General features: G+C 61.4%; 4 protein-coding genes and 1 pseudogene. 2 read left to right on the top strand and 3 right to left on the bottom strand.

Features of this window, described 5'->3' with window-relative positions:
• Window positions 1–170: 170 nt before the first annotated feature.
• Window positions 171–482, top strand: coding sequence for a contact-dependent growth inhibition system immunity protein (locus ACZ7DE_RS40960; RefSeq protein ID WP_470769638.1), 312 nt, complete (start codon window positions 171–173; stop codon window positions 480–482).
• Window positions 483–524: 42 nt separating this feature from the next.
• Here ACZ7DE_RS40960 and ACZ7DE_RS40955 read toward each other — a convergent pair whose 3' ends face one another.
• From ACZ7DE_RS40955 to ACZ7DE_RS40945, 3 genes are all read right to left on the bottom strand, one after another.
• The gene (locus ACZ7DE_RS40955) at window positions 525–1,418 is read right to left on the bottom strand and encodes an IS5 family transposase (protein ID WP_470769640.1); all 894 of its coding nucleotides are present in this window, start codon (window positions 1,416–1,418) and stop codon (window positions 525–527) included.
• A 485-nt stretch (window positions 1,419–1,903) separates the two neighbouring features.
• Entirely contained in the window at window positions 1,904–2,359 is a 456-nt protein-coding gene (locus ACZ7DE_RS40950) for a hypothetical protein (RefSeq protein WP_470769636.1), read from the bottom strand.
• Window positions 2,346–2,540: a helix-turn-helix transcriptional regulator gene (locus ACZ7DE_RS40945; protein WP_470769634.1), complete on the bottom strand. Its 195-nt coding sequence runs from the start codon at window positions 2,538–2,540 to the stop codon at window positions 2,346–2,348. Before ACZ7DE_RS40945 ends, ACZ7DE_RS40950 begins: the two co-directional genes overlap by 14 nt.
• A 338-nt stretch (window positions 2,541–2,878) precedes the next feature.
• Here ACZ7DE_RS40945 and ACZ7DE_RS40940 point away from each other — a divergent pair.
• A pseudogene (locus tag ACZ7DE_RS40940) lies at window positions 2,879–3,063 on the top strand (IS701 family transposase); the annotation flags it as partial.
• Window positions 3,064–3,149: the final 86 nt, after the last annotated feature.

Genomic DNA, 3,149 nt, shown 5'->3' with positions numbered 1-3,149 from the left:
GGGCTGCATCGGCCACTCTCGTCCCAGCAGTCGCAGACTCACTCACCCTTCGAAGCGCCACCAAACAACCTCGCCAGGACAAAACGCTCTTTGAGACCGCGTTTGAGATCTGACATGGGACGATCGGTCGGTGACCCGACTCGTGAACCGTGACCTCTCCCTTGAGGAGCTTGAGCACGACCGTTGGTCGGTCCCGTTGGGCGGTGATCGGCGGCCTGACGGTTGAGGACATGCGGCTATTGATCAGGCAAGGCGTGGGCCTTGCCTATCTCCTGCCCCTGGCAGTGGAGGCCCTCCGAATCGACCCACTGGCGGAAGGCGACATGTACGAGGGTGATCTGCTGGCCGCCGTGCTCACCAGAAGTGCGGAGGTCTGGAGCGAGTCCCCCGAACTCGAGCGGGATGTCCGCCTGATCGTCTCGGAGTTGGCCGACGTGCCGCCTGCCTTGAAACGTGAGGTTGAGAGGTTTCTGGCTCTGTAACTCGCCGACAGCAGCTACCGCGGCGAGGAGCCGGCAGGTTGTCTACGAGGAGTTCCGCACGAGCGGTCCTGGGCCGGGACGCATCGCAGCACGGCCCCGAGTGAGCCGGCGGACCATGACGCCGATCATGGCCCATCGAATCATCGTCTCGGCGTGGGCCGGACTGGTCTCGTAGTCCCGGGCCAGGCGCCGGTGGGCGGTGAGCCACGAGAACGTACGCTCTACCGCCCACCGCTTGGGCTGGACCTGGAAGCCACGCTGGTCAGGGTCCTTGCGGACGATCTCCAGGTCGCGGCCGAGGGTCTGTGCGGCCCACTCGACCAGGCGGCCGGCGAAGCCCTGGTCGGCCCAGACCTTCTTGACGCTGGGGTGGTCGAGCCTGGTCCACAGCAAGGGCCGCTTTGCGCCGTCGCGGTCCTGGATGCTCGCCGCGACGACGTGGACGGCCAGGAGCAGACCCAGGGTGTCGGTGACGATGAACCTCTTGCGGCCCTTCACCTTCTTGCCCGCGTCGAAGCCTCTGGTGGCCGCGGGGACCGTGTCGGCCGTGCGGACGGACTGCGAGTCGATCAGACCCGCGCTCGGCTCCACGTCGCGGTCGTCAGCTTCACGGACCTTGCCGCGCAGGGCGTCGTGGATGCGCTCGACGGCGCCGTCGTCGTGCCACCAGGTGAAGTACCAGTACACCGTCGGCCACGGGGCGAAGTCCTTCGGCAACTGCCGCCAGGCACAGCCGGTCCGCACCACGTAGAAGATCGCGTCCACGATCCGTCGCCGAGGATGCTTCTCCCGACGCCCGCCCTTCGGGCCCACCCGCGTCGGCGGGAGCAAAGGCTCCACCAGCGCCCACTGCTCATCCGTCAAGTCTGACGGATACCCACCCCCACCACCGCTCACGCTGAGCTCAACGAACGCCTCAGCAACGGGACACGGCAGATCTCAAACGCGGTCTCAGTGTCTGAGCTTTGGAACCGGTTTCTCCAGCGCTCCGTCCTGTTGCATACCAGGGCGAGAGAAATGACTCCGATTACAGATAGACCGCAGATAATGAGAAATACTATGATTGCGTAGGCGGTTACCACATCGGCGGAAGTCAAGGTCAGCCGTCCATTCCGTCGGTTAAAAGGGTCCCCGCGGCTGCCACCCGCCTTCCTGTATCTCGGCGGAGTTTCGTCTCCCGATATTCAGAATATTCTCCGCCTGTCGGCGCGTGTGGGGGAAGATGAAATCTGACTTGAGAAGCGGGTGGGCTGCGGACTCCTGTGCCGTCACCAGGTCGGCCGGGAGTAGCGCGTGAAGGGCCTGCCTTTTGGTGCCCGGGAGGCAGGCGGATCGCACGAGCGCGTTGGAATCCTTTCCAAAACGCGTTCCTCTGCGAGAGTATGGCCGGCTTCTGATCTGCTAGGCCGGTTGCTCGTTCATCAGATGCGTTCTTTCAGCCAAGCAGTGGCGATAGATTGCACACCCCAAACCACCACGAGTAGGGCGACTCCGTAGCCGCCACCATCTTCATTCAAATAGCGAACGGCATCTTCGATGCCAAAGAATTGCACTATGCTAATGTTTAGGGAGTGGAAAACACCCAGAGTGATTGCGACGACTATCGCAGCCTGACCGACAATAGCCCATGAGAGCAAGGTGATGTAAGCGTCGCGCTCATCGAATGACTTGCCGGTTTTCAGCAAGGAATTCTCACCCCCCTTGCGCCACCACCTCCGAGAGATTCCCCAACGGAAGGCAGTCGCGCAGGCGCCGATTGCTGCTTCCAGCCAATTGTGTCGTACGATTGGGTCGATAATGAAATAGAAGACAAAGTAAACCTCGCTCAAGATGAGCATCTTGAACTCGAGTCGATTACTCTTCTCAGTCGTCCACATGGAATATTTCCTCTACTGTATGACCGAAAAAGCGGGCTATGGTGATGGCAAGTGGCAGGGTGGGACTATACTTCCCAGTCTCGATGGCGTTGACGGTTTGCCGGGAGACGTCGAGAGCGTGAGAGAGCTCTCCCTGAGAAAGGTTGAGTTCGCTGCGTAGTCGACGTACGTCATTGCGCATGACTGCAAAAATAGGCTCGGCAATTCCACATGTCAAGCGACCTTGACAGCCCGCGTAGGCGACGGGATTCACGGGGAAGAGTTAGGCAGAGAAATTGCATCGCCAGCTTAAGTGCCCTATGGAGAGTTGGCTTGAGTAATTGCTACTCATTGCATTTCGTCAGCATTGGCCCTCCAGGGCGAAGACGGCTCTGCATTGCCGTCATGCGGTTTGGCCAGCATCAGAAATGGCCGAAGATCCGCCAGAACTTCATGCACACGATGCCGCGCTCGACGGGTGCCTGCGCCGCAGCCAGGAAGCGGCCATGGTCGATGCGCAGAGCGTGAAGACCTCGGCCGGTGGCGGACCGGTTCGCGCGGGCGGATCTGCGGTAGCGGATACAGGACTATGTCCGTGGTCTTCTGGGACGGGTGACGCGCAAGAACGGCTGGCAGCTCGCGGAGTCGGCAGATCACCGCACCCGAACGGCTTTGAGCGGCTGCTGAACAGCAGTGTCTGGGACGCGGAAGCCCTGAGCCTGGATCCACCGCGCGATAGTCGGTCTGTGGACGACGGAATGAAAAGAGGTGCCTGCTGACCTGGGATGATGGGAGTTCCTACGCCCTCATC

Source organism: Streptomyces sp. NPDC037083 (genome assembly GCF_055606485.1).
This window is presented reverse-complemented; position numbering and strand designations above follow the sequence as displayed.